Source organism: Rhodospirillales bacterium (assembly GCA_028824295.1).
GTDB lineage: Bacteria > Pseudomonadota > Alphaproteobacteria > TMED109 > TMED109 > VXPW01.
Map to the genome: position 1 here is coordinate 41,559 of JAPPED010000007.1, position 22,330 is coordinate 63,888.

22 protein-coding genes are annotated in these 22,330 nt (G+C 66.9%); 10 read left to right on the forward strand and 12 right to left on the reverse strand.

All coding sequences use genetic code 11. From position 1 onward, the window contains the following. Window positions 1–3 precede the first annotated feature (3 nt). From OXH60_04010 to OXH60_04025, 4 genes are all read left to right on the forward strand, one after another. Window positions 4–942: a sodium:calcium antiporter gene (locus OXH60_04010; GenBank protein MDE0711282.1), complete on the forward strand. Its 939-nt coding sequence runs from the start codon at window positions 4–6 to the stop codon at window positions 940–942. 51 nt (window positions 943–993) lie between these two features. Next, window positions 994–2,103, forward strand: a complete 1,110-nt coding sequence (locus OXH60_04015) for a TRAP transporter substrate-binding protein (GenBank protein MDE0711283.1) — start codon at window positions 994–996, stop codon at window positions 2,101–2,103. Next, window positions 2,103–3,599: a CoA-acylating methylmalonate-semialdehyde dehydrogenase gene (locus tag OXH60_04020; protein MDE0711284.1), complete on the forward strand. Its 1,497-nt coding sequence runs from the start codon at window positions 2,103–2,105 to the stop codon at window positions 3,597–3,599. Before OXH60_04015 ends, OXH60_04020 begins: the two co-directional genes overlap by 1 nt. A gap of 285 nt (window positions 3,600–3,884) precedes the next feature. Next, window positions 3,885–4,376 (forward strand): VOC family protein, encoded by a 492-nt coding sequence (locus OXH60_04025; protein MDE0711285.1) that lies wholly within the window; start codon window positions 3,885–3,887, stop codon window positions 4,374–4,376. A gap of 119 nt (window positions 4,377–4,495) precedes the next feature. Here OXH60_04025 and OXH60_04030 read toward each other — a convergent pair whose 3' ends face one another. Continuing rightward, window positions 4,496–5,278 carry an SDR family oxidoreductase gene (locus tag OXH60_04030; protein MDE0711286.1) on the reverse strand — a complete coding sequence of 261 codons (783 nt, stop codon included), beginning with the start codon at window positions 5,276–5,278 and terminating at the stop codon, window positions 4,496–4,498. Window positions 5,279–5,497: 219 nt separating this feature from the next. Then, window positions 5,498–6,502 carry an AraC family transcriptional regulator gene (locus tag OXH60_04035; GenBank protein ID MDE0711287.1) on the reverse strand — a complete coding sequence of 335 codons (1,005 nt, stop codon included), beginning with the start codon at window positions 6,500–6,502 and terminating at the stop codon, window positions 5,498–5,500. A gap of 224 nt (window positions 6,503–6,726) precedes the next feature. On the opposite strand from OXH60_04035, the gene OXH60_04040 reads away from it, so the two are divergent. From OXH60_04040 to OXH60_04050, 3 genes are all read left to right on the forward strand, one after another. Continuing rightward, window positions 6,727–7,191, forward strand: a complete 465-nt coding sequence (locus tag OXH60_04040) for a (2Fe-2S)-binding protein (GenBank protein MDE0711288.1) — start codon at window positions 6,727–6,729, stop codon at window positions 7,189–7,191. 1 nt (window position 7,192) lies between these two features. After that, entirely contained in the window at window positions 7,193–9,631 is a 2,439-nt protein-coding gene (locus tag OXH60_04045) for a molybdopterin-dependent oxidoreductase (GenBank protein MDE0711289.1), read from the forward strand. Window positions 9,632–9,723: 92 nt separating this feature from the next. Continuing rightward, window positions 9,724–11,172 (forward strand): amidase, encoded by a 1,449-nt coding sequence (locus tag OXH60_04050; protein MDE0711290.1) that lies wholly within the window; start codon window positions 9,724–9,726, stop codon window positions 11,170–11,172. A gap of 156 nt (window positions 11,173–11,328) precedes the next feature. Here the strand turns inward: OXH60_04050 and OXH60_04055 are convergent, their stop codons facing one another. Next, complete coding sequence (locus OXH60_04055; protein ID MDE0711291.1) at window positions 11,329–11,613, reverse strand: hypothetical protein; 285 nt, start codon at window positions 11,611–11,613, stop codon at window positions 11,329–11,331. 178 nt (window positions 11,614–11,791) lie between these two features. Here OXH60_04055 and OXH60_04060 point away from each other — a divergent pair, with 178 nt between their 5' ends. The 3 genes from OXH60_04060 to OXH60_04070 are packed head-to-tail and all read left to right on the forward strand — an operon-like array spanning window position 11,792 to window position 13,982. Beyond that, entirely contained in the window at window positions 11,792–12,421 is a 630-nt protein-coding gene (locus tag OXH60_04060) for a CoA pyrophosphatase (protein ID MDE0711292.1), read from the forward strand. Further along, entirely contained in the window at window positions 12,418–12,696 is a 279-nt protein-coding gene (locus tag OXH60_04065; GenBank protein ID MDE0711293.1) for a DUF6111 family protein, read from the forward strand. The genes OXH60_04060 and OXH60_04065 overlap by 4 nt, the downstream gene beginning before the upstream one ends. Next, entirely contained in the window at window positions 12,693–13,982 is a 1,290-nt protein-coding gene (locus tag OXH60_04070; protein MDE0711294.1) for a CCA tRNA nucleotidyltransferase, read from the forward strand. Before OXH60_04065 ends, OXH60_04070 begins: the two co-directional genes overlap by 4 nt. A 62-nt stretch (window positions 13,983–14,044) precedes the next feature. Here the strand turns inward: OXH60_04070 and scpB are convergent, their stop codons facing one another. Genes scpB through OXH60_04115 form a run of 9 tightly spaced genes read right to left on the reverse strand, consistent with a single transcriptional unit; the run spans window position 14,045 to window position 22,220 of the window. Further along, complete coding sequence (scpB, locus tag OXH60_04075; GenBank protein MDE0711295.1) at window positions 14,045–14,782, reverse strand: SMC-Scp complex subunit ScpB; 738 nt, start codon at window positions 14,780–14,782, stop codon at window positions 14,045–14,047. After that, window positions 14,772–15,575: a ScpA family protein gene (locus OXH60_04080; GenBank protein ID MDE0711296.1), complete on the reverse strand. Its 804-nt coding sequence runs from the start codon at window positions 15,573–15,575 to the stop codon at window positions 14,772–14,774. Before OXH60_04080 ends, scpB begins: the two co-directional genes overlap by 11 nt. Continuing rightward, a complete protein-coding gene (locus tag OXH60_04085) occupies window positions 15,572–16,258 on the reverse strand; it encodes a site-2 protease family protein (protein MDE0711297.1) in 687 nt (228 codons plus the stop codon). Before OXH60_04085 ends, OXH60_04080 begins: the two co-directional genes overlap by 4 nt. After that, window positions 16,251–17,264 (reverse strand): beta-N-acetylhexosaminidase, encoded by a 1,014-nt coding sequence (gene nagZ / locus OXH60_04090; GenBank protein MDE0711298.1) that lies wholly within the window; start codon window positions 17,262–17,264, stop codon window positions 16,251–16,253. Before nagZ ends, OXH60_04085 begins: the two co-directional genes overlap by 8 nt. Beyond that, window positions 17,261–17,926: an SPOR domain-containing protein gene (locus OXH60_04095; GenBank protein ID MDE0711299.1), complete on the reverse strand. Its 666-nt coding sequence runs from the start codon at window positions 17,924–17,926 to the stop codon at window positions 17,261–17,263. Before OXH60_04095 ends, nagZ begins: the two co-directional genes overlap by 4 nt. After that, complete coding sequence (gene argS / locus OXH60_04100; protein MDE0711300.1) at window positions 17,923–19,734, reverse strand: arginine--tRNA ligase; 1,812 nt, start codon at window positions 19,732–19,734, stop codon at window positions 17,923–17,925. Before argS ends, OXH60_04095 begins: the two co-directional genes overlap by 4 nt. A gap of 34 nt (window positions 19,735–19,768) precedes the next feature. After that, window positions 19,769–20,539, reverse strand: coding sequence for an aldolase/citrate lyase family protein (locus tag OXH60_04105; GenBank protein ID MDE0711301.1), 771 nt, complete (start codon window positions 20,537–20,539; stop codon window positions 19,769–19,771). A 5-nt stretch (window positions 20,540–20,544) separates the two neighbouring features. Continuing rightward, window positions 20,545–21,525 (reverse strand): hydroxyacid dehydrogenase, encoded by a 981-nt coding sequence (locus OXH60_04110; protein MDE0711302.1) that lies wholly within the window; start codon window positions 21,523–21,525, stop codon window positions 20,545–20,547. A gap of 11 nt (window positions 21,526–21,536) precedes the next feature. Next, window positions 21,537–22,220 (reverse strand): 4-hydroxy-4-methyl-2-oxoglutarate aldolase, encoded by a 684-nt coding sequence (locus OXH60_04115; protein MDE0711303.1) that lies wholly within the window; start codon window positions 22,218–22,220, stop codon window positions 21,537–21,539. Window positions 22,221–22,330 lie beyond the last annotated feature (110 nt).

Below are 22,330 nucleotides of genomic sequence, written 5' to 3' on the forward strand. Positions count from 1 at the left end.
CCGGTGCTCCTACTCCATTTGGCGGCCGTGGCAGGCGGGATCGGCCTGCTGGTCGTGGGCGGCGAATTTCTGGTTCGCGCGTCCGTCGCCACTGCCACTCGCCTGCAGGTCGCGCCGTTCGTGATCGGCGCGAGCGTCGTCGCTTTTGGCACCTCGTTCCCGGAACTGGTCGTGGCGGTGCGGGCGTCGCTCGGCGACCATGCCGGGTTCATCCTTGGAAACGTCGCCGGCTCCAACATCGCCAACGTGCTGCTGGCGGTGGGGGTCGCTGCCGCCTGCCGGCCGCTCGTCGGCACGCCCGGCCTGCGGCTGGATGCCGTCATCATGCTGATGGCCACCCTGGTCTTTGCCGGATTTACGCTCTGGGTCGACGTGCTGCCCCGGCTGGGCGGACTGGCGCTCGTCGTGGCGCTGGCGGTGTCGACCACGTACTCCATCCGGCGCGCTGGTGCCGACATGACCCAGGCGGCGGGCGCGGCGGTCACGCGGTCGCTCGGCGTCAGCGCCGTTGTGATCGTGGTGAGTCTCGCCATGGTGGCGGGAGGCGCGGAGGCGCTGGTGGTCGGTGCGAGTGGCCTGGCCCGCGCGTTCGGCGTGCCGGAAACGGTCATCGGCCTGTCGATCGTGGCCATCGGGACGTCGCTGCCCGAGGTTACGGTAACCGCCCTTGCAGCCCTCCGCCGACAGGGCGGCCTCGCCCTGGGCGGCATCCTCGGCAGCAACATGTTCAATCTACTGGGCGTCACCGGCGGCGCCGCCCTCGCCCACCCGCTGTCCATGCGGGGCCTGCTCACGCCGCTGGATCTCGCGGTCCTGATCGTGACGGCGCTGTTCCTGACCGGTTTCCTGACGCTTCGCCGCTCCCTGGGCCGCAGCGTCGGTGTGGGCCTGGTGCTGGTACAGCTGCTGTATCTCGGAGCGTTGTACGTCGGCGCCAACTGATACAATCGAACGCCGTGCTGCGTAACGGGCGTGCCGCATGGGGAGTGCGAGATGGATCGAGGAAAACTGGCCGTTCTGGTCGTATTGGTAGTCGGGATCGTCATCGGACTTGCGGTGCGCCCAGCCTTGTTCGGCGATTCGGAGATGACCGCCGTCACGCCCACATCCACTTCGGATGCCCCGGAAGCCGCGCAGTCGGTTCGCTGGAAGATGGCGAGTGCGTATGCCGGAACGACGCCGATCATCGGCCCGGAGATGAAGGAGATGCTGGAGCGCATCCGGACGTCGTCGGACGGAAGCCTCGACATCCGCTTCTTCGAACCCGGCGCCCTGGTGCCGCCGCTCGAGATCTTCGATGCCGTTGCATCGGGCGGGGTGGATGCGGGCTGGGCGACTCCCGGCTTCTGGGCCGGCAAGGTGCCGGCGCTCCAACTGTTCGCGTCGATTCCCTTCGGCCCGGCGGCACCTGAGTACATGGCCTGGATGTACGTCGGCGGCGGCCAGGAGCTGCTCGACGAGCTGTACCTGAAGCACAACATCAAGAGCACGCTCTGCATGATCCTGCCGCCGGAAGCCTCCGGCTGGTTTCGGCAGGAGATTCGCACGCTCGATGACCTTCGCGGCCTGAAGATGCGGTTCTTCGCGCTGGGCGCGAGGGTGATGGAGAAACTGGACGTTTCGACCCAGCTGCTCGCCGGCGGGGACATTTATCCGGCGCTCGAGCTCGGGACCATCGATGCGACCGAGTTCTCCAGCCCGGCGATCGACCGCAACTTCGGCTTCGAGCAGATCGCGAAGTTCTACTACTTCCCGGGCTGGCATCAGCAGTCGACGTGGGCCGACGTGATCTACAACCTGGACGGCTGGAACGAGCTCTCGCTCGGCCAGCAGACGTTGCTGACGATGGCGTGCGGCGACCTGGTGCAGCGAGGACTCGCCCAGGGCGAGGCGCTCCAGGTGCCGGCGCTCGAGTACTTCGAGGGTCAGGGCGTGCAGCTCAAGCGCTGGAACGACGAGTTCCTGAACGCCTACAAGACGGCGTGGGAGCAGGTTGCCATCGAGGAATCCGAGAAGGATGCCGATTTCGCCCGGGCGCTCGCCTCGTTGAACGAATTCCGTGAACGCTTCGCGATCTGGCGCGACCTGGGGTACCTCGACTGATGTCGGAGACCCTCGACCATCACATCGGCGGCCGCCGCGTTCCGGGTGAATCGGAGCGCGTCGGCCAGGTCTTCAATCCATCGACCGGCGAAGTCGCCCGGCATGTCCGTCTCGGCGGAGCCGCCGAGGTCGACGCAGCCGTACAGGCGGCCCAGGAGGCGCTTCCCGCCTGGCAGGCGATGCCGCCCGCGGCGCGGGCGCGGATCATGTTCCGCTACCGCGCGCTGCTTGAAGAGCACGCCGGCGAAATTGCGGAACTGATCTCGCGGGAACACGGCAAGACGCTGGAAGATGCGCGCGGATCCCTGATCCGCGGGTGGGAAGTCGTGGAATTCGCATGCGGCATTCCGCACCTCCTGAAGGGCGAGCACAGCCGCGACGTGGGCGCCGGCATCGATACCTGGTCCCTGATGCAGCCCCTCGGGGTGTGCGCCGGCATCACCCCGTTCAATTTCCCGGCGATGATCCCGCTCTGGATGTTCCCGCTGGCGGTCACCTGCGGCAACACGTTCGTGCTCAAGCCGTCGGAGCGCGATCCGTCCTGCCCGTTGCGCCTCGTCGAGCTGTTCGAGGAAGCTGGCGGGCCGCCGGGGGTCGTCAACGTCGTGAACGGCGACAAGGAAGCCGTGCAGGCGATCCTCGCGCACCCCGACATCGAGGCCGTCAGCTTCGTGGGCTCGACGCCGGTCGCGCAGGCCGTCTACGCGGGAGCGGCCGAACACGGCAAGCGCGTACAGGCCCTGGGCGGGGCGAAGAACCATTTGGTGGTGATGCCCGACGCCGACCTCGACAAGGCGGCCGATGCGCTCCTGGGTGCGGCATACGGCTCGGCCGGCGAGCGGTGCATGGCGGTCTCGGTGGCGGTGCCGGTGGGGGACGTGGCGGACCCGCTGCGCGATCGGCTGGCCGATCGGGTACGCACCCTGAAGATCGGACCGTACAACGACCCCGCGGCCGAAATGGGTCCGATCGTGACGCGCGACTCGCTGCAGCGGATCGAGAGCCTCGTGGCCAAGGGGGTCGAGGAAGGGGCCGAACTGGTCGTCGACGGGCGCGGCCTGAAGCTCCAGGGATACGAGGACGGCTTCTACATGGGGGGCTGTCTTTTCGACCGGGTCACGCCGGACATGTCGATCTACCGGGAAGAGATCTTCGGCCCGGTGTTGTCGACGGTCCGGGCGGAGTCGTACGCGGACGCGCTGCAGCTGGTGCGCGACAATCCGTACGGAAACGGAGTCTCGGTGTTCACCAGGGATGGGGCCGCAGCCAGGGACTTCGCCGAGCGCAGCAACATCGGCATGGTTGGAATCAATATTCCGATCCCGGTGCCGGTGGCCTACCACACGTTTGGTGGCTGGAAGAACTCGTTCTTCGGCGCCTCCAACACGCACGGAATGGAAGGCATCCGGTTCTACACCCGCATCAAGACCGTGACGGCGCGCTGGCCGACCAGCGGTGAAAGCCGCCCCGAGTTCGTGATCCCCACGCATCGCTGATCGCGCGGGGCGGCGGCTCTCGCCCGCCGCATCGCGGCGTCTCCGACCTCGAGACGGTATCTCGGCCGGCGCGAACCCGCCGGGCCGCCCAGCATGCCGATCATTGACGCCGCTCCGGCCGTTTCAGAACACCGCAGGAGATCGCGCTGGGGGCCTGCCGGAAGGTCCGGCCACGCCGCGCGCCACCCCCGGCCGCACTCGGGCGGGTGACGGCAGCGGGATTGACGGTACGGGAGCAGACCTTGCAACATGGCCGCTCCGGTACCCAACCAGCGGCATGGAACCATGATCAGGCAACTTCACCACAACGCGTACCGCTGTCGCGATTCGGAGGAAACCCGGGCCTTCTACGAGGACTTCCTGGGCCTCCCACTGGCGGAAGCGATGGCCATCGGGACCACCAAGACTGGCCGGCAGGCCCAGGTGCTGCACACCTTCTATCGGCTGGACGACGGCTCATTCCTGGCATTCTTCGAGGCGCCGGACGAACCGTTCGAGTTCAAGAAGCAGCGCGACTTCGACCTCCACATCGCGCTGGAGGTCTCACCCGATGATCTGCACATGATGCTCGCCAAGGGCCGGCAAGCCGGGATCGAGACCCGCGGGCCGTCGGATCACGGCGTCGTCGAGTCGATCTACTTTCGTGACCCGAACGGCTACGTCATCGAACTCTGCGCAAAGCGTACGGGACACGATGACATGCTGGATCCGGACCGAAACGGCGCGCGTGACAAGCTGGACGCCTGGCAGCACGCGAAGGCGTCCCGGCCGGCCTAGACCGCGGCTCAGGGCTTCCGACGATCACCCGACGGATCGCGGGGACCGGCCGCACGGCCGCCATCAGGGGAGGCCCTCGTACGATCGGCAGCCGACACGCTGCCGGACGGCGCTTCGGTTCAGAAGGTCCCGCCGCGCGCGGCGCGCCCGCCATCGACCGTAACGATGATGCCGCTCAGGTAGCTCGCGCGTTCGGAGGCGAGGAACACCACCACGTTTGCGACTTCCGCGACCGACGCCGCCCGTCCTAGCGGCAAGTTCGAGAGGAACTCCCGCCATCGTTCACGGTCGCCGAGCTCGGTCTCCGCCTTGCCGGCAAGCAGAGCGCGAATGCGGTCAGTCTCGACCGCACCCGGGTTGACACCGACGATGCGGACGCCCTGATCGATGCTGGTGCTGCCGATGCCTCTGGTGAACGCCATCAGCGAGGCGTTGCCGGCAGTCCCGGCGATGTACGCCGCGTCGTAGCTCTCCCCGGCCATGCCGATCACGTTGACGATCGTGCCGCCTCCGCGCTCGCGCATGCGCCGGAAGTACTGCCGGGTGATGTTGATGTAGCCGAACACCTTCAGGTCCCACGCCTCGCGCCAGCGCGGCTCGTCGACCTGGTCGACCGTGCCGCCGGGAATGGCGCCCGCGTTGTTGACCAGGATGTCGACATCGCCGCAGCGCTCCACGAGCTCTTCGGCCGACCCGCTGACGGCGAGGTCGATGGGGTGCACCTGCACGTCCACCTGATGGGCAGAGCGGATCGCCTCCCGCCGCGTCTCAAGCAGGTCTTCACCGCGCGCCGCCAGGTGCAGGCTGGCGCCCTCAGCGGCAAACAGTTCGGCACAGCCGAGCCCGATACCCTTCGACGCCCCGGTCACCAGTACCGACTTGCCCTGCAGTCCTAATTCCATGGAACGTCTCCCGGATTGGCGAAGCCCCTACGTATAGGGAACATGTTCATTCGGCGATAGGCCGGCGCGCCCGGCCGCGGCGGATTGCGGGCCGCGTGACCAGGGTTCGGGCCTCCTGCCGGCGTGCTTCCGCGTCCTCGCCGAAGGCGGTCGGTCTCCGGGCGGCTTTCGATCAGTTCCGTCGGCGAGCCGGAGCGCGGCCCGCAAAGCGGCAGCCGGTCAGCTCTGACGCATCCGCTGGACGCGTCGCAGCGTCCGCGACGGGGATTCCGAGAAGCGTCTCGCGTATTCCTTGCTGAAGCGCCCCAGATGCTCGAAGCCGCAGTCCAGCGCGATATCCGTCACGGATTCACCCGGGGCGGCGGCCAGCAGCCGCGCCCGCGCATCATCCAACCGCACCGCACGCAGAAAGGCCATCGGCGAGGTGCCACGGTTCCGGAACGCGCGGAAGAGGGAACGCCCGCTGATGCCGGAGTACCGGACCAAGTCGTCGATCGACAGCGGCTCCGCGGCGTGTGCCCGGATGTACTCCTCCACCTCCCGTATCTGGCGCGGCGCGACATCCGGCGGCTGTGCCTCGAACTGCGGCGAGTAGTTGTGCGGCTGGCCGACCAGCAGGGCGGTCATCAACGTGTCTTCCACGTTGGTCACCAGGACCGGGTGGTCGCCGATGGAGTTGCCGGCCTCGAGGTCTTCCATCAGAAAACGCAGCAGCCCGCGATAACGGTCTCCGAACTGCGGGCGAAACCGCGGGTCGAACGTCAGCGGCGCGGTAATCGGTTCGCCGGTCAGCACGTGCAGGTGGCGTTCCAGGGCCCGGCGACGGATCTTCACGATCAGCCCGCAGGAACTGGGCCCGTAGTGGATCGACAGCGGCCGCGTGGGCGACGTGACCATGCCCTGACGCGGAGTCACGACACACAGTTCATTGCCGTTGATGTACCGGATGGTGCCGGAAGCCGCGATCTGGACGAGATAGAAGATCTCGGTTTCGCCGAGGTCGTACCCGATCTGGGCGTCAAAGGACAACGCCCCGACCGAAATGCGGGCCAGTGAAGCCTCGCAAAGCCGGAAGCGGAGACTGGCCGCCCGATCCGGAAAGCGGATCTGGTGCCCGCAATAGGTACTGGAAATGAACGACGCCGCTTCGTCGGCGCGAGAAGTCGCTGCGATCTGGTAGCGCGAAAGCGGTCGAACCGGGAGAGCTGTCGTCGTCGGTCCCATGGCAGTTTCCCCGTTCAGCATATGAAGCGCGCGGCAGGCCGACAAGCAGCACCGGGGATTCGAGCCCGGGTCCCCCGATTGGCGGAATTCGGATATCGATGGCGCAAACCGGATTGCGACCGGTTTCGGCGTTGGCTTGGGTTGAAGGTGGGCATGTCACGCGTACTGGTGCGCAACGCGCGTTGCCAGGCGCGCCAAATGAACCCAGAGGAGGAGATTTGCCGATGGTTGCCTTGACCATCAACGGATACAGCTACCTCGTGGACGCCCCGCCGGATACACCGCTCCTGTGGATCATTCGGGAGGAATTGCGCCTCTCCGGAACGAAATACGGGTGCGGCATTGGCCTGTGCGGCTCCTGCACTGTTCACGTCAATGGCGAAGCAGTGCGATCGTGCATGGTTCAGGCTGGTGATGTCGAGGGGACATCGATCACCACCATCGAGGGCCTGCATTACGCCGACAACCATCCGGTGCAGCAGGCATGGATCGAAATGCAGGTGCCACAGTGCGGTTACTGCCAGTCCGGGCAGATCATGCAGGCGGCTGCGTTGATTTCGGCCAACCCTTCGCCCAGCCGCGACGAAATCGTCGAGGCCATGGACGGGAACCTGTGCCGGTGCGCAACCTATTCAAGCATCGTCGGCGCGGTCGCACGCGCTGCCGAGATCGCCGGAAGCGAGGCCTGACATGAGTACCACAGACACCCAACTGTCACGGCGGGACTTCATGGTCCGGTCGATGGCAACCGGATCGGGGCTGGCGCTCGGTATCGGCTTCACGCACAGCGTGATCCCGGGTGCCCACGCCGCCACCGAAGCGGCGGAGGCATTCACGCCCTCCATCTGGTTCACGATGATGCCGAACGGCCACACCAGCATTCACGTCGTGAAATCCGAGATGGGTCAGCACATCGGCACTGCACTTGCGCAGATCGTCGCGGACGAACTCGAGGTGAACTGGCAGGACGTCACGATCAACTACCCGGAAGGGAGTGCCGAGAACTTCGCGGTGTACGGCCTCGCCTACACCGTGAACAGCGGCAGCGTCACCACCGAGTTCGACCGCCTGTCGCGCTCCGGTGCCGCGGGTCGCATCGCACTCGTCGAAGCGGGGACAGCGCTCCTCGGGACGAACGTCGAGGATGCGGTCGCCGCCAACAGCCGCGTCACAGACAGTGTCTCCGGACGGTCGCTCTCGTACAGCGAGATCCTTACGCAAACGACCATCGAACGGCGTTTTTCGTACCCGGACGACTTCCGCGGCATCCCGCTCAAGAATCGGGCGGACTACAAGATCATCGGGCAGTCCAAGCCCGCGCACGACATTCCCTCAAAGACCAATGGCAGTGCGCGCTACGGGATTGACGTGCACATCCCGAACATGGCGTACGGCGCCCTGGTGCTGCCGCGTGCGCGGTACGGCGCGAAGGCGCTGTCCGTCGACGACAGCCAGGCGCAGTCCATTCCCGGCTACATCCAGGCGGTCACCGTGGACGACAGCTTTGGCAAGTGCACCGGCTGGGTGGTCGCCATTGCGGAGACGTTCCCGGCCGCGATGAGTGCCGCCCAGGCGCTTGAGGTCGAATGGGATCCGGGACCCCACGGCGATGTCTCGCTGGAGGGGCTGCTCGAAGAATACCGGGCGCTCCAGGCGGATCCCGAAGTCGGCGCCCCCTGGGTGGACCAGGGAGACGTGGACGGGAGTCTGGCCAACGCCGACGAGCTGGTCGAGTCCGAGTACACCACCGACATGGTGGTCCACGCGACCATGGAGCCCCTCAACGCCACGGTGCATCAGGTCGGGGACACCTGGCACGTGCACACCGGCACGCAGAGCACGTCATTCGCCCGGATGACCCTTACCGCCTACCTTGCGCACTTCCTCGGCAAGCCGGCGGAGGAGATCAAGGTAATCGTGCATCAGCGCGTGCTGGGCGGCGGCTTCGGCGGGAAACAGGACTACGACGAGATTCTCGCTGCAGCCTACTGCTCCCACCAGGTCGCACGGCCGGTCAAGCTGATCCAAACCCGCGAGACGACCTTCGCGACCAGCTTCCCGCGGACGCCGACGCTGCACAAGCTGCGCGGCTCCATCCAGGGCGGCGCCTTCACCGCCATGCAGCACGACATTGTGTGCGGCTACATGGGTCCACGGTTCTCCGTCGGCAAGGCGTACGGGAGCGACTGGCTCCAGCTGGATGCGGACGACGGCTCGGGCCGAGACATCGACCAATGGTCGATCGGCGGCAGCGACCACTGGTACACGCTGGACAACCATCGCGTGCGCGCGATCAATCACGACCAGACCACCTGGGCCGTTCAGGCGTCGGCTCTCCGGACCGTCTCCAATTCGTACAACTACTTCGTTGTTGAATCCTTCCTCGACGAAGTGGCCCACCGACTTGGCAAGGACCCACTGGAGCTCCGGCTCTCGATGCTGACCGGCGAAGGCACCAGCCGTGGAATCCCGAACGCCGGCTACGAACCCGGCACCGGTTCCGACTACTACATGGACCGCCTCTGGATTTCGCTGCCGTGGCCAAGCGAGGACAGCTGGATCCCCTACGAGTCGGCAACGGTCGGCGGCGCCAAGCGGCTGGCCAACGTCCTCCGGGTCGCCGCCGGCAAGGCGGGATACGGAAAGCGCATGCCGAAGAACCACGGCATGGGCATCGCGGTATCGGCGGCAGAGGAACGGCAGAGCCCGACCTGGGTGGCCGGGGTCGCCGAGGTCGCGGTCGACCTCGAGAGTGGCGAAATTGACTTGCAGAAACTGACGATTGCCATGGACATGGGAATCGCCATCAACCCCGTCAACGCCGTGGCCCAGATCAAGGGTGCGGCACTGTGGGGAGCAAGTCAGGTGCTGAGCGAGCGACTCACTGTCAAGGATGGCGCGTTCGAGCAGCACAACTTCGACACCTACCTGCCGATCCGCTTGAGCCAAGTTCCCGAAATCGACGTTGAGATCGTCGAATCCGGGAACCACCCGAGCGGCGTGGGCGAACCCTCGTCGACCGTCGTTGCGCCGGCAGTGGCCAACGCGGTGTTCAACGCCGTGGGAGTGCGCATGCGGCACATGCCGATCACGGCAGACGCGGTGAAGGCTGCCCTCAAGGCGACCTGATCCCGTGACTTGGGGCTGGAGCTACGCGACATTTGTCGCGTAGCTCCAGTACTGCATGATCGCAGCGAACGTCCTTCCCGGTGCAGCACCCGATGTCGAACGCCCTCCACATGATGTCCGCGCGGGAACTCGCCCGCGGTTTCGGTACGGGCCAGTTCTCTCCGGTTGAGGTAACGCAGGCCGTTCTCGATCGGATCGGGGCTCTCGACAAGACCTACAACGCGTTCTGCGTAATCGACGGGGAAAGCGCCCTGGAAACCGCCCGGCAATCCGAACGGCGATGGCATGAGGAATCGCCGCTCAGCCCGATCGATGGCGTCCCGACCACGGTCAAGGACCTCATTCTCGTCAAGGGATGGCCGACCCGCCGCGGCTCGCGGACCATCGACGCGGACCAAGCCTGGGATGTCGACGGGCCTCCCGTTGCCCGCCTCCGCGAAGCCGGGGCCGTGCTCATCGGCAAGACCACGACGCCCGAGTTCGGCTGGAAGGGCGTAACCGACAGCCCCCTCACGGGAACCACCGTCAACCCCTGGGACACCGCCCGTACCCCGGGCGGCTCCAGCGGCGGGGCTGCCGCGGCCGCGGCTCTGGGCATGGGCACACTGCACCTCGCGACCGACGGCGGCGGCTCCATCCGCATGCCTGCCGGGTTCTGCGGCCTGTTCGGCCACAAACCCACGTTCGGTGCCGTACCCGTCCATCCGCATTCGCCTGCGGGGACGCTGTGGCATCAGGGCCCGATCGCGCGCACGGTGGACGATGCGTGCCTGATGCTGGACATCATCTCGCAGCCAGACGCCCGCGACTGGCAGGCGGTTCCGCTCGCTCGTCCCGTGGCCCCGAACGCTGCCGACGATTCCAGCGTGGAGGGTCTTCGGATCGCCTACAGCCGTTCCCTCGGCTATGCCAGCGTCGATCCGCAGGTCACCGCCCAGGTGGACGCGGCGGTGCACTGGTTTGCCGACCGAGGCGCAATCGTCGTCGAGGAGGACCCGGGCTTCGATGACCCGATCGACGTGATGGTGACATTGTGGACGGTCGCCCTGGCCCTCGCGACGGACGGGTTGTCACCGGCGCAGCGCGAACTCGTCGATCCTCCGATCCTCGAGCTGGCGGAACGAGGCAAGTCCGTATCGGCAGTCGCTTATCGTCAGGCAGAACAGAGCCGCGACGCGCTCGGACGCCACATGCGTGCCTTCCATGAGCGCTACGACCTCCTGATGACGCCGCAGCTACCGCTGACAGCGTTCGAAGTGGGCCACGAAGTCCCCTTGGGCAGCGGGATGACTCGCTGGTGGGAGTGGTCGCCGTTCACGTACCCGTTCAACTTGACTCAGCAGCCGGCCGCGGCGCTCCCCTGCGGTTTCGCGTCAAATGGCATGCCGGCTGCCGTCCAGATCGTGGCACGGAAGTTCGACGACGAACGAATCCTCCGCACCTGTCGCGCCTACGAACGGGCCAACCCATTCGTCATGCCGACGCATGTCAACGCCCGTTCGCATGAGGCGGAACCAGGCGCCGCAGCTCTACACGTCTAGTCCGCAGCCGCCGGCGATTGGCCGCAGCTACCCCTCAGTGCCCGCACGTTTCCAACGCTGAAGCAAGTTGACGGCCGGGCGTGCCGTAGCGCGTGGTTCGCCCGGCGCCAGGCCGGGCAGCGGAGCACGCGTGAAGGCGGCCGACCGGTCGAGCGCCTAGGATCGGCCCGTCAGCAAGATCCCCAATCCGATTGCGACGAGGACGACCGCGACCCCGTAGAACACGCTGCTCGCCAAGATGGGGAGAACCTGATCGAACCAGACGGTCGGGTTCCCCGGATCGGGGTCCAACGTTCGATCCACAAACCCCTGCAGCCCCACCAGGCTGTTCGCATGCAGTTGCGACCATAGGCGGGCAATCGAGGGCCCAAGGCCCAGCAGGGCCGCGACGAAGGCCGCGCCTCCCAGGACCAGCGCGGTCCGACCGATTGTACGTTTCATGGGCAGGGCCTCCCGTCGACACGGAATTGCCCGATCGACTGCCTTGCCTGCGAATCTACCGGACTCAGTCGGGTGGTGCGACGCTCTCCGGCGACGATGTGGTCGGATATCCCCGTGATCCCACTATGATCATGTGCCACGCGACACGCCCGATGGTCATCATTGCCACGCAAACACTGTGCGACCGAACGCCTCCATTGCTCAGGCCACCGCCATCGACGAGATCGAGACTCGCCTGCAACGCGCGTTGCCGGCACGAAGCATCCCGGCGGTGATCGGTGACGTGCAGCTGCCCAATTCGCTGCTTGAGAACCTTGTTCCGGCAGCAGTCCTGGTGGGCCTGGTGGACCGGCCGGCGGGTCCGACCATTTTGCTGACCAGGCGTGCAGACGACCTTCCGAGGCACCCATCCCAAGTGAGCTTTTCGGGCGGGGTCGTCGAACCCGATGACGCCGATGCCGTAGCCTGCGCGCTTCGGGAAACGGAGGAAGAGATCGGCCTCCTCCGTCGGCATGTCGAGATCATCGGGCGCCTGGACACGTGCATCACCGGCACCGGTTACGCGGTGACGCCCGTGGTGGGGCGAATCTCGCCGGGCTTCACGCTGACCCTCGCGACGCGCGAGGTGGCGGACGCATTCGAAGTGCCCCTCGCCTACATGCTGAACCCGGACAACCACACCGAGGCCACCCGCGAAACCACTTACGGCACGTTCCGCTTCTACGACATTCGGTGGCGGGAGCACCGCATTTGGGGGGCGACAGCGCGCATGGTGGTGAACCTGTTCGAGAGGACGCAGCTCCCGTGATCCGGACCCTCCTAGTTCGCATCCTTCCGTTCTTGGTACCCATCATCCTGTTCGCAGTTTGGTACTTTCTCGCCCGCCGGCGAGCCGGCAAGGCAGGCGAGAAGGCGCCGAGCTGGCGCGAAGCTCCATGGGGCTGGATTGCGCTGTCCGGTTTGCTGGTACTGGGTCTTGGCCTCGCCTTCTTCCGGTTCTCCACCGGCGCTTCGCCGGATGGGACCTACGTGCCACCGAAATACGAGGACGGCCGCGTCATTCCGGGTCACGTCGAACCGTGACGGTTCGCGCCCTGCAGGTGATCGGTCGGATCACGACCCCGCCCGCATGGCCGAAACGTCCCCTGGTCGCGAAGGTGATGGCGCTGCTCAACACGCCCGAGATCCGACCGGGGGCACTGTTCGTCGGGGGCTGTGTCCGTGACGCCTTGCTCACGCCGCCGCGCGACACCCTCGATGTCGATGTCGCCACGGTGCATCCTCCGGACGAGGTCCGGCGCCGTCTTCGCCAGGCGGGCGTACGCACGGTTGCCACGGGCATCGCGCACGGCACCATTACGGCGCTGCCGCCGCGCGACGAACCTGGTTCAGTGGAGGTCACGACCTTGCGCCGCGATGTCCGGACCTTCGGGCGAGCCGCCGAGGTCGCCTTCTCGGACGACTGGATCGCCGATGCGGAGCGCCGCGATTTCACCATCAATGCACTGTACGCGGGCTCCGATCTCCAGGTGTTTGGGGTCAGCAATCTTGGGCTCCAAGACCTGGCACGCGGCCACGTGCGTTTCATCGGTACCCCGGCACACCGAATTCACGAGGACTATCTCCGCATCCTTCGGTACTTTCGCATGTTCGCGTGGTTCGGCGGGTGCGTGCACGATCGCGTGAATCTCAATGCGATTGCCAAGTCGCTCCCCGGTCTGAGGCTCGTTTCCGGCGAACGGCTCAGGGCAGAGCTGTTGCGGCTGCTGGCCGCTGAGCAACCGGTTCCGGCCGTGGAGGCGATGGCCGCAACCGGCGTCCTCCAGCGGGTAGTCGGCAACTGGAGCAATCCGGCGTCCCGGGCCGCGAGGCAGCGGCTCCAGACCCTGCGTCGGCTCGTGCATCTCGAAGGACTGCTCGGTCTCAACGATCCGGGACGGCGACTCTGCGCGCTTGTCGACACGGTGCCGGGGGCCAAGACAGCCGAAGCCCGCCTTCGACTCACCAAGACCGAGTCGCGGCGCCTGCGTGCCAGCGCAGCTGCCGGGTCACCGGCGAGTACCTGTTCCGAGGCCAGGCGACACGTCTGGGAAGCAGGTGGCGGCCCTCGGGCCCTCGATCGCCTGCTGCTGGGCGCTGCACGGACCGGGACACCCGCGCCGGACGTCGTCTGCCGCCTTGCCCGGGAGATGCAGACGTGGAAGCGGCCGGTCTTCCCGCTGGGCGGCGACGATGTTGTCCGGCTCGGCATTCCTGCCGGTCCGAGGCGCCGGGCCCTGCTCCGCGCCGTCGAAGCGTGGTGGGCAAACGGGGACTTCACGCCTGGCCGGGACCGCTGTCTCGAGGAACTCCGACGGCTGGCGGGCTAGCCGGTCTACAGCGGCACCCGATGCCCCGCACCCCGGGGCAACACCGCCAGCCGAAACGAGGGCTAGGCCGAGTGCTTCAAGACCTCGGCATCAGCATCGTGGTGGTCGTCGGCCGGCGCCACGATCGAGCCTTGAGCCGCCGTTAGCAGGCCTGCCTTCTGGAGATCACGAAGGCCCGGCAAGTCGTTCCGGGATTCGAGGCCGAAGTGGTCGAGGAAGGCCGGGGTCGTTTGCCATGTCGTTGGACGACCGGGCACCTGTTTTCGCCCCCGCGGTTCGATCCAACCTTCCTCGAACAGGATGTCGAGGGTCCCCGGGCTGACCGACACGCCGCGAATCTCTTCGATTTCGGCCCGCGTGACCGGGGCGTGGTAGGCGACGATCGCCAGTGTTTCCAGTCCGGCGCGGGACAGTTTCCGCCGCCGGACCTTTTCGACGGTGAGCCGGTCGGCAACGTCGCTTGCCGTTCGGAACGCCCAGGCGTTTCCCACCTTTGCGAGTTCCACTCCGCGCCCCCTGTACTGCTCCCGCAAGGCGGTCAGAACGTCCACGACTGCCGTGCCCTCGGGCAACACGCGAGCGATCTCGCTGGTCCGGACGGGGGCTGCGCTCGCGAAGAGCAGCGCCTCGGTCACGCGGCATGCGTCGAGCGTTGCCGAATCGACCTTGCACGGGTCCGCCGCCGGGGCAGCGTCAGCGGGGCACAGCATGGCGCGAGACGCCGACCCAGGCACCTCGACGCCGGATTGCGGCTCGGTCGAACCGCCCCGAGCCAGGATTTCCAGGGATTCATGCGGCATGCGCTGGATCTCCATTGGGGCCGGTTCGCGAGCGCACCAGGACAGGGCCGAACGGCTGCGTTTGCCGCATGTCCAGCTCGCCTCCCCGAACGAGCTCCAGGCTGGCCACAAAGACCGAGGCATAGGCCGACCGGCGGACCGGCGAGGGATCATCGCGCGGCAGGAAACCGGCGAGCGTCGCCCACTGCTGCAGACCGGCAAGGCGGTTGCGAATCCAGCCGGTCGCCGTCTTGACCGAATAGAGGCGTTTGGGACGAACAGCGAGGGGCGGCGGCTGGCGGCGGCGGCAGATGCCCGCGTAGGCAACGATCAGGTCGTGGAACGTCGCGTCGACCGCGGTCTCTACCTTCTCGGAGCGCGGCTGCGTCTCACCGCGGGCATGGCGATCCCGTCCGAGAAGCGGCCGTCGAAACAGCAGCTCGCCGTGCCGGCGCATGGCGTCCAAACGGACGATGCGAAACCGCAGCGCCTCCGCCAGCTCCTCTCCGGTCAGTTGCTCCTCCTCCGATTCAGGAAGCAGCAACCGCGACTTCATGTAAGCCAGCCACGCGGCCGTGACCAGGTGACCGGCAGCGACTTCGAGATTGAGGCGGCGCGCCCCTTCGACGAAGGCGAGGTACTGCTCCGCCAGCTCCAGAATCGAGATTTCGGCCAAGTCCACCTTTTGGCGGCGCGCGAGCGTGAGCAGCAGGTCGATCGGCCCCTCGTACGCGTCCAATGACAGGAAGAATGCGTCCGGAGCCGCCCGCTGCGGCGGCGGATCCTCTTCAAACTCGAGAACGGGAGCGTTCACGTCAGCCCCACCATGCGAATGATGATAGATACCACATATTGGGCCGGTTCGCCAAGAATCCACCGAAATATGGGAAGTTCGGCGCCGAGTGCGGATGCCGCGAGTGGCACCAGCACCAGCCCCCCGAGCAGCACCGGGAACCCGAGGCGCTCGGTCGCGGACCAGCGACGCGCCCACCCGGGCGGCAGCGCGGCGTACAGCACGCGCCCGCCGTCCAGCGGCAGCACCGGGAGCAGATTGAGGAGCGCCAGGAGCACGTTAATCCAGAGCGCATTCACCAGATTGTCGGCAACCCAGCCACCGCCGACCGGAACGCCCGGAACCAGGTGCAGCAGGAGCGCCGCCAGCAACGCGAGCGCGAGGTTCATGCCCGGCCCCGCCAGCGCCACCACCGCGATCCCGATCCGCCTCGGGTTCAGGCGGAAAAAACGCACCGGCACCGGCTTGGCGTAGCCGAACACCAGCGGCGAGATCAACAGGAGCACGAGCGGCAGCAGGACCGTACCTACCGGATCGACGTGGCGCAGGGGATTGAGGCTCACCCGGCCTGCCTGACGCGCCGTGTCGTCGCCGAACTGTTCCGCGACGTAGCCGTGCGCCGCCTCGTGGAGTGTGATCGCCGTCAGCGCCGGCAGTGCCCATACCGAGAGCGTGTAGGCGATGGCACCGGCCTGTTCAACCATGCGGGAGACGCTCGCAGAAGGCGCGATACTCGAGACTGCGGACCTGTTCCGGCGCCCGGCGCGCCGCCAGCCAGGCCAGCGCCGTGCGCCAGCGCGCCGTGGCCTCGTCAGTCATGGCAGGGACCGCCCGCGCGACGGCGGTCATTTCATTGAAATTCCCGTTGCAGTGCAGGACGATGTCACAGCCAGCCGCGAGCGCGGCACACGCTCGCTGCTCCATCGCGCCGGCGAGCGCTCCCATGCAAAGATCGTCCGACAGCAACAGGCCCTCAAACCCGATGCGGCCGCGCACGAATTCGCGGATTCCTTTGGATGAAACGGTAACGGGCAGGTCGGCGTCAAGCGCCGCATAGACCACGTGCGCGGTCATGGCGACCGGCGCATCGCGAAGCGCGCGAAACGGCACGAAATCAGTGGCCTCAAGAACCTGTCGCGGAGTCTCGACCACCGGCAGCTGCTCGTGGCTGTCGGCCCTGGCGCGGCCATGACCGGGTATGTGCTTGACGACCGGGAGCACACCTGCGCGCCCCAGCCCGTCCATGGCCGCTCGACCAAGCGCCGCCACGACGCCGGGGTCGCCGGCAAAGGCGCGATCCCCGATGACGGCATGGCCTTCTTCCATTGCCAGGTCGAGCACCGGCGCACAGTTCACATCGATCCCGAGACTTGCGAGATCGCGGCCCAGCAGGGCATGCCCGATCCGCACCGTGTCGCCCGCATGACCGAGATCGCGCGCCGCCAGTTGCCCGTACGCGGCGGCCGGCGGATAGGCGGGCGCATGGGGCGGGCCAAACCGCTGCACGCGGCCACCCTCCTGGTCGATCAGGACCGGCACTTCTGCTCCGGCCGCCTCCCGGAGCGCTTTGACCAGCCCGACCGTTTGCGTGGGGGTGTCCAGGTTTCGGGCGAACAGAATGAAGCCGAACGGAGCGGCTTCGCTGAATAACGCTTGCTCTTCAGGGCGAAGTTCCGGTCCGGCAATGCCGAAAATGACTGGAAGGGTCACTGCCCCTTGGCGACGAAACAGGGGACGCCCCGTTTCTCCAACCGGTTGCAGACTTCGCCTGCGTCCTTCCTGGTCTCGAAGGGGCCGGCCTGCAAACGCTGCACCCGCTCCTGCTCCGACACCTTGAACTCCCGCACACGGAAATCGAGGTTGCCGAATACGTCGGGATGAGTGGCGAGCAAGCGCTGCGCCTCCACGACCGCGCGGTCGCGCGAACGGATCGCCAGCAACTGCACCGACGCTTTCCACGCACTGCGGGGATGACGCGGCTCCGGGAGTTTCGGCCGCTCCTCGACCGCCGCCGCAGGCTCTTCCACTGCTTCCTGAGCCACGGCCGCTTCCGCGTCCGGTACGACTTCGGGGGGAGGCTCGGCAGGCTCCACCCGGGGCCGGGCTAACGGTTCCTCGGTACTTGGCAGCAGCCGTTCCGGACCAGTGTCCGGTTCCGCACCCTCCAGCAGGGCGCTGCCGCGGGCATCAGCCTGGTACCCGCCCGGGTCCTCCGGGCGTTGACGGATCGGTTCCGGCAACGGCTCCACTATGGGGACAGATGCGGTGTCCCGATCACCGGTCCCGAAGTAGCCCTCGAAGTACATCCAGGCACCGATTCCGAATCCGCCGACGAGCACGGCGGCCACCACCAATCCGCCTACCCGATTCATCGCATCTCCTCCACCGGGGTCACGCCCAGAATCGACAGGCCGGCGCGCAACACCGCCCGCACCGCATCACCCAGCAGCAGGCGTGCCGCGGTCCGCGGCCGGTCGCCGGGGATCAGTGTCCGCAGGGACGGCTCGCCACGGGCACCGGCCGTCCAGAGCTCGTGGTACCGGGCCGCGAGCTCCGACAGCTGGAATGCGATGCGGTGGGGCTCGCGGGCGCGCGCTGCCGCTTCGACCTGTTCGGGCCAGAGCGCGACTTCCCGCATCAGTGCCACCTCCCGGGGATCGGTGAGCAACGTCGGTTCAGCCTCGGAGGCGACGTCGAGGTCTCTTAGTTCCCCATGGTCCTGGACCCGTCGGAACACCGAACAGATCCGGGCGTGAGCATATTGGACGTAGTAGACCGGATTGTCCTTTGACTGGCGCACCGCCTCCGACAGGTCAAAATCCAGCGGCGCGTCCGGCCGCCGCATCAGCATAAGGAATCGGAATACGTCCGGGCCCACCTCGCCGAGGACGGACTCCAGCGTCACGATGTTGCCGTCGCGCTTCGACATCCGCACCGGCTGCCCGGCACGTGTGACCCGCACCAGCTGGCAGAACTTGACGTCGAGACTGGCCGAGTCCTCGCTGAGGGCAGCGAGTCCCGCCCGCACGCGCTTGGCGTACCCTCCGTGGTCAGCGCCCCACACGTTGATCTGCTCGCTGAAACCGCGGCGGAACTTGTCAAAGTGGTAGGCAAGGTCGCCCGCGAAATACGTCCATTCACCGTTGGCCCGGCGCAGGGGGCGGTCGGCATCGTCGCCGAACCGGCTGGCCCGGAAGAGCAGTTGCGGGCGAGGCTCCCACGCCTCGCCGGCCTCTCCCTTGGGCCTGGGCGGCACTCCGGTGTAGACGAGGTCTCGCTCTTCCAGGACGCCCACGGCATCGTCGACGCGTCCGGCCTCCCGCAGGTCACGTTCCGACACAAAGACATCGAAGCGAATGCCGAGTTGTGCCAGATCCCGGTCGATCAGCTTCATCATCGCGCCGACCCCGGTCTCTCGGAACTGCTCCAGCCACACGTTCTCCGCAGCAGCGACCATCTGTCCGCCGTCCGTCGCAAAGAGCTCATCAGCCACCGGCTTGAGGTACTCGCCCGGGTACAGGCCCCCCCCCGGCGGCGCGCTCTCGGCGCCGGCCGCCATGCGGTAACGGTGATGGAGCGAGCGAGCGAGCTGGTCGATCTGGCCGCCGGCGTCGTTGACGTAGTACTCCCGGGTGACGGTGAAGCCGGCAAACGCCAGGAGGGCCGCGGTCGCGTCGCCCAGAACGGCGCCACGCCCGTGTCCTACATGAAGCGGGCCGGTCGGGTTCGCCGACACGTATTCGACATTGATCGGCGTCGCTTCGCCCATCCCGGAACGACCGTAGTCCGCGCCAGCCGCCACGGCCGCCCGCAATGCCGGAATCCATGCCGATGGCGCGATCCGCAGGTTGACGAAACCAGGGCCCGCAGTTTCCGCGGACTCGATGCCGGCCGCCCCCGGCAGCGCGCGTGCCAGGAGATCGGCGAAATCCCGCGGGCTCATCCCGACCCGCTTTGCAAGGACCAGGCTGGCGTTCGTGGCCAGGTCCCCGTGCGCGGGGTCGCGCGGTGGACTCAGTGTCACCGCGCGCTGCAGCAGCGGTTCCCAGTCCCCCCTGGGGACCGACGACGTGCCGGCAACCTGCCGAACCGCCTCCATGACGTGGCGGCGAAGCGCCGGGATCGGCGCGTCACCGGACACCGGGACCGTCACGTCCGGCTGGCCTTCCTTCCGAGACACTGCCTGGATCACGTCTCCCGGCGGTGCGGCAGCTTCAGTTTGCGAGACCCTGCCTGACGGTGGCGATCTGCTCCTGCGCGGCGGCCGTCAGGATGCGCGTGTCATTCGCGATCGAGACGAACTGGAATCCTTCGCGAATCTTCTGCAAGGAATACTCCGGGCTGAGGCAGTGCAGCCCCGCCGGTACTCCGGCCCGCTTGGCCGCCGCCAGAATGGTCGCCATCGCTTCGGTGACGACTGGATTGTCGGTATCCATCTGCGGCCTCTCGCCGAGTGACAGCGCGAGGTCCGACGGGCCAACGTAGATTCCGTCGAGGCCCGGCGTGGCGACGATTGCGTCCACGTTCGCAACGGCTTCCGCGGTCTCGACCATCGCGATCGCCAGGATGGTCTCGTTCGCCTTGTCGAGGTAATCGGGACCGCCGTAGATCGCGGCCCGAATCGGGCCGAAGCTTCGGACTCCCTCAGGGGCGTACTTGCAGTAGGAAACCAGTTGCGCGCACTGCTCGGGCGTGTTGACCATCGGACAGATGATGCCGTAGCTCCCGGCGTCGAGAAGCCTTCCAATGATTCCGGGTTCCAGCGTCGGGACGCGCGTAAGGGGCGTCACCGGGGTCGTCGACAGCGCCTGCAACATCTGCACGGTGTCGGAAAAATCGCTCAGTCCGTGCTGCAGGTCGATGGTCACGGAGTCCCATCCGCATCCCCCCATGACCTCGGCAGCGAAACTGTTCGGAATGGCAAGCCAGCCGTTCACGACGGCGCCGCCTTCCTGCCAAATTCTCTGAACGGCGTTCTCGCGCATGGTTGCTACTCCAGTACTTCGGGATTGACGATGTGCGCGGGCTTGATCCGGCCGTCGAACGCGTCCAATACGTTCTGGCAGGTGACTTCCGCCATGGCACGCATGGATTCGTTGGTTACACCGGCCACGTGCGGTGAAAACAGCACGTTTTCAAGATCGAGAAGCGGATGGTCGTCCGGCGGCGGCTCCAGATCGAAGACATCGAGGCCTGCGGCACGAATTCCGCCGCCCCGGAGCGCTTCGACCAGCGCCTCCTCGTCGATGATTCCCCCGCGAGCAGTATTGACGAGGATGGCCGTCGGCTTCATCAGACCGAGCTCGGCGGCGCCGATCAGGCCTTCGGTCTCGGCATTCCGGGGACAATGGACGGTGACAAAATCCGCCGTCGGGAGCGCCTCCGCCAGGCGCGCAACGCGGCGGGCGCCAGCCCGTTCCACGGCAGCGTCCTCGACGTAGGGATCGAAGACGTCGACCGCCATTCCAAGTCCCTTGCCGATCGACGTCGTACGGGTGCCAATTCGACCGAAGCCGATCACCAGCAGCCGTTTTCGGAACAATTCGGTATTGTCCCGCTCGGTCCCGAACCGATCCTGGAAGCGGCGTCCCTGCACCGCCCCGTGGTATTGGAGGGAGCGCTTGGCAAGCGCCATCATCATGAAGACGGCATGCTCCGCGACCGACCTCGAGTTGGCTTCGCCGGCGATCAACAGCGGGATGCCACGCTCGGTCAGCGCCTCAACGTCCACGGAGTCGTAACCGACGCCAAAGCGCGCCACCGCTTCCAGCTTCGGTGCAGCCTCGATGAATTTCCGGTCGCAGATGGTCGTGCGCAGGGTCACTGCAGCGACATCTCTCATGCGCTCGAGCAGCGTGTCGAGCTCATCGTTGGAGCACTCCTCGACCAGGACGTCGTCGCGGGCCTCGAGAAGGGAGCGTCCCGCTGCCGGCATGCCCTGCACCAGCATCACTTTGCGCTGATTCGCCATATGTTCGTCCCTCAAATCTCTTCGACACCGCGTTCCGCGTAGCGGGCACGGTCCCACAAGGTCGTGATCTCGCCGCGAGCCATCCGCTCCTCGAGCGCGTCTTCCTTTGCCTGCACGTCCGCCAGCGCAGAGATCACCCGTTCGGCGTGGACGCGAGGCACCACCACCACGCCATCTTCGTCAGCCACCACGATGTCTCCCGGCTGCACGACCACGTCGCCTACGCTGACGGGGCCGTTCAGCTCCCCCGGTCCGTTGCGGTACCCACCGTTCGGCCTGAGTCCTCGCGAAAACGTCGGGGGGCCCTTGGCGCGGATACCCGCCGCATCACGCACCAAGCCGTCCGTGACGATCCCGATCACCCCATTCTGCTTGGCAACCGCAGCGTAGTGGTCGCCGATGACTGCCCCGCTCTCATCGCGCCCGGTGGCCAGTACCAGAACATCGCCCGGCGCCACAACATCAAGCGCTGCTATCGCTGCAAGATTGTCACGCGGCCCGCCCGAGGCGGTGACGGCAATGCCGGCAAAACGCATGTCCGGGTCGAGCGGCCGAATCCTCACGTCCATGCAGTTCCAGCCCTGTTGAGCATCGGCGAGGAAACTGGTTGGCGCGCCGGCCACGGCCGCCACCTGCTCAGGCGTTGCCCGTCCGACCGGCGTGTGAATCCGGAGGGCGAGCGGGTCGCCGATCATGAGAACATACTGGGGAACACGGTCACGGCCCTCTGGTGACCGCGACACCATAGCGCAGCCGGACCCGGCACCCAATTTCGGCTTTTCTTGATCTATGCGCCGCCTGCCGA

Coding starts and splice junctions, on each gene's coding strand:
- OXH60_04015 (MDE0711283.1), top strand. CDS start 994: ATGGATCGAGGAAAACTGGCCGTTCTGGTCGTATTGGTAGTCGGGATC.
- OXH60_04020 (MDE0711284.1), top strand. CDS start 2,103: ATGTCGGAGACCCTCGACCATCACATCGGCGGCCGCCGCGTTCCGGGT.
- OXH60_04025 (MDE0711285.1), top strand. CDS start 3,885: ATGATCAGGCAACTTCACCACAACGCGTACCGCTGTCGCGATTCGGAG.
- OXH60_04030 (MDE0711286.1), bottom strand. CDS start 5,278: ATGGAATTAGGACTGCAGGGCAAGTCGGTACTGGTGACCGGGGCGTCG.
- OXH60_04035 (MDE0711287.1), bottom strand. CDS start 6,502: ATGGGACCGACGACGACAGCTCTCCCGGTTCGACCGCTTTCGCGCTAC.
- OXH60_04040 (MDE0711288.1), top strand. CDS start 6,727: ATGGTTGCCTTGACCATCAACGGATACAGCTACCTCGTGGACGCCCCG.
- OXH60_04045 (MDE0711289.1), top strand. CDS start 7,193: ATGAGTACCACAGACACCCAACTGTCACGGCGGGACTTCATGGTCCGG.
- OXH60_04050 (MDE0711290.1), top strand. CDS start 9,724: ATGTCGAACGCCCTCCACATGATGTCCGCGCGGGAACTCGCCCGCGGT.
- OXH60_04055 (MDE0711291.1), bottom strand. CDS start 11,613: ATGAAACGTACAATCGGTCGGACCGCGCTGGTCCTGGGAGGCGCGGCC.
- scpB (MDE0711295.1), bottom strand. CDS start 14,782: ATGCCGCATGAATCCCTGGAAATCCTGGCTCGGGGCGGTTCGACCGAG.
- OXH60_04085 (MDE0711297.1), bottom strand. CDS start 16,258: ATGGTTGAACAGGCCGGTGCCATCGCCTACACGCTCTCGGTATGGGCA.
- OXH60_04095 (MDE0711299.1), bottom strand. CDS start 17,926: ATGAATCGGGTAGGCGGATTGGTGGTGGCCGCCGTGCTCGTCGGCGGA.
- OXH60_04105 (MDE0711301.1), bottom strand. CDS start 20,539: ATGCGCGAGAACGCCGTTCAGAGAATTTGGCAGGAAGGCGGCGCCGTC.
- OXH60_04110 (MDE0711302.1), bottom strand. CDS start 21,525: ATGGCGAATCAGCGCAAAGTGATGCTGGTGCAGGGCATGCCGGCAGCG.
- OXH60_04115 (MDE0711303.1), bottom strand. CDS start 22,220: ATGATCGGCGACCCGCTCGCCCTCCGGATTCACACGCCGGTCGGACGG.